Genomic DNA, 3163 nt, shown 5'->3' on the forward strand with positions numbered 1-3163 from the left:
TTTGCGGCAAGTGCGGTCTGCCGCTGGTCCACCGCAAGAAAGCCGGCAAGGGCGGCTTCGACTTCTGGGGTTGCAGCGGCTTTCGCACCACAGGGTGCAAGGTCAGCTACCCCACCAAGAACGGCCAACCTGACTTCGACAACCCGCGCGGGCTATAGGTAATACATGAACATGCAAACCAGCATCGACAGGAACCTCAATTTCGACTTTGTGCGCAGGCAAGTCGAGCAACCGCCAGCTTGGGCCTCTGAGGTCCTGCTGTCATGGGAGGAAGCCTACCCCCAGGAAAAGCACGCCTTCCTTCAAAGCCACTACTGGACCGAGACGGGATCGATCAATGTGTTCCGCGTCGTGGGTACGGACCACTGGGATTACCAAGGAAAGTCCTGGCTCGACTTCCTCACTGGCGGCAAGCGAATGCAGCGAAACCTGCAGGCCTTGCTGGACAACCCGAGCTACTACCTGCAGCCAACGGAGCGCAGGCCCGCGATCCACTACAACACGCTCGATGGCTTGAGCTTCTATGTCGGATCCGACGGCAACCACCGCACCTGTATTGCCCGATTCTTCCTGGCCGAACAGCAGAAAAGCCAGCTTCACGACGTGACGCTCAACCACTACCAGGTCAACGACAGCTTCTACCGCCTGTACGGGCAACTTCGGCAACTGCTCCTGCTACAGGGGCTACCTGTGCAAATCCATCCGGAGCGTGTGCAGTTGGGCCGGGAAGATACTGCTGGCTGGAAGATGGATACCTACCAGACCACATTGAACTGGTTGAACCTCAAGACCCAGGAGGAAATATCTCTGAACGAAGCCCAGACACGGGAGCAACTCATCGACCTCATGCGGGGAAAACCATCTGAAGAGCAATCGCGAGGCTGGAAGACAAAGCTGAAATGGCTCATTTCAGGCTGAGCTCGCAGTCAGACTTGCATCGCTATTCGGGCCAGCTACGCTCTGCCATACACGCTGTATATCCCCGGCGTGTTCCCCGCCCCCGACACCCTGTTCCCGCACACAGGCCTGTCGGGGCTCTTTTTGAGCTCAGTGGCCATGAAGGTCATGATGTTCATCGTCACCTGACTCTCAGAGTCCACTTGGTGTTCCTGGTCTCGTAATCCAAGGAAATACAGGCCGAGTGGCCTGAACATTTCCCATCGATCCGAAGCACACCGACCAGCCACAGTGCTGCTCGCTTACACAGGAGCATACGCGTGGCACCACTCGACAACGCCTCCCCTAGCGGGCCGCTACAGGATCCATCCCTGGCCCGCTACAGCGAGCGGCAGCTCGCCGTCGCCAACACCTGGGCAACACATTTCTCCCTCGCAGGGACAGCTCGAACCAAGTTCATCCGTCACTACCTGCGCAGCACCTCTACGACTAGGTGCTGGTGCATCACCGTCGCGGCGGACAACGGTATTCGCTACACCATCATGCGTGCAGGGCCACTACTCCAGGTGTTCGACGGTCAACTGATCGGTGCGTGGGAGTGCAAGCCTGCCCATCGTGTCCCGGCAAGCACGCCGTCCCCGGCAGGGGCGTTGAAGCTGTTACAGCGCCTTGAGAAGTTCGACGACGCAGTTGCTGTACTCAGCTCATACACCAAGCGAGCGCACGACCTAGCCACTCAGATGGCCAGGGACGACCTCGGACTTCCGCATCGCCTCGTGTATCCGAGCCACAGCAACAAGCGCTACTACGCGCCAAGGCACCAGTTCTACTTGAAGCAGATCGGAGCGGTCTTGCGAACCTTCAGACAGGTCCTGGACCAAGACCTGCTGTTCGCCATCCGCTCGGTTCGGTGCCTCTCGCCCCAGCTCTACAACTGGCTGGCTCAAGGCAACCAGGTGCGCCGACTGCAAATGCTGAAGGCTCAGCCGGTCTTGACGCCGCTACTGGTGGATTGCGAGGAGGGAGTCTGGCCTCACACGACGACCAATGACAACGGCGAGAGCATCCACCATTACCTTCCTTGCCCCTTTTCCCTGATTGATAGTGAACGACCGCAGGCCGCAGCCATGCCATGCGGTTTTTACCTCGATATGGGCCGTATTCTTGGGCAGGTCGCGGACGAAGGGATCTCGGTCATCAACTTTTTCGCCTGGCTATTTCAGGCGCCACGGGCCTCGATTCGATTTCTTAGTCACGTCAGTCCCGGCCGTGCGGGAGGAGCTCTCTTCCATCGCAAACGGGAAGGCCGATATTCGGGATGGCATACTCTCCTTATGGCAGCATCGCTAGGTAACCGGCGTCCGATCACTCGCGCTCAATGGACAGCCTTCTATGCCGCCTACAATGCGATCCCCTGGCAGATTCACAACGCCAAGCCTGACTACAACCGGCTCTTCAACGGCTGCCCCTTGGATTGGCAGGATCCGGCATGGCTTGCAATCACTGCACGCCTGAGAGACATCAAGGAGTTCTATACCGCCCTCGACCAGGGGAACTCACAGGTTGTTCGGCAGGCGCGCAGCGCCCTGAAGGCGTATCTGGGTCATTGTACCTACCGACAGGCTGGCAACCTGGTGGACGACTACCACCAGGTCCAGAGGGAACTGCGCGCCACAGTACAGAGCAGCCTGCCCGATCTGGTCGACACCGACGAGTACACCACCTGGGAGGGAATGCTGCCTGTCAGCCTTATCGATTGCCCCAATGGCCTGCAGATTGTCGAGCTCCGCTGCCCTGCCGATCTCTATGCCGAACATATCGCGCTGGCCCATTGCATCGATAGCTACGACCAGGCCGCCTATCGAGGAGACTGCCGACTGCTCTCAATACGTGAGGCTGGCCGTCCACTGGCCTCTGCCGAACTGGAGCTCAGGCGTGAGCATGGCGAGCCACTAGGTAGGCCCTGGAATCCCCAGCACCTTTCTACGGTGCAACTGCGCAAACTCGATAATGACCCCGTACCGGCAGACTCCCCTGCCGGCCAGGCTTACCGCTGGTTCATGGAACGGATTCGCTCTGGAGCCATAGCGACGAACCTGAACTGGCCCGACATGACCGTCCACATGACACGCTTCGCCGATGGTCGCTGGAAGGCGGGCCTCGCCGAAGCCACGGCGAAGTGGCTGCTCACTCGGTTGGAAAACCGATGAGCCGTCCACGCCTGGTCAACCGTACCTCCGCGACTCCTTCGACGCTTCTGCAGCGG

Annotated in this window: 2 protein-coding genes; both read left to right on the forward strand. The window is 59.4% G+C overall.

What is annotated here, in order from left to right; all coding sequences use genetic code 11:
* Positions 1-171: 171 nt before the first annotated feature.
* The gene (locus tag JHD77_RS30505; RefSeq protein WP_223677422.1) at positions 172-918 is read left to right on the forward strand and encodes a hypothetical protein; all 747 of its coding nucleotides are present in this window, start codon (positions 172-174) and stop codon (positions 916-918) included.
* A 299-nt stretch (positions 919-1217) separates the two neighbouring features.
* A complete protein-coding gene (locus tag JHD77_RS30510) occupies positions 1218-3107 on the forward strand; it encodes a hypothetical protein (protein WP_196994395.1) in 1890 nt (629 codons plus the stop codon).
* Positions 3108-3163 lie beyond the last annotated feature (56 nt).

The organism is Pseudomonas sp. P20 (genome assembly GCF_016463925.1).
Taxonomy (GTDB): domain Bacteria; phylum Pseudomonadota; class Gammaproteobacteria; order Pseudomonadales; family Pseudomonadaceae; genus Pseudomonas; species Pseudomonas aeruginosa.

Bases quoted from the DNA above. Each gene is read 5' to 3' on its own strand.
- JHD77_RS30505 (WP_223677422.1), top strand. From the start codon at position 172: ATGCAAACCAGCATCGACAGGAACCTCAATTTCGACTTTGTGCGCAGG.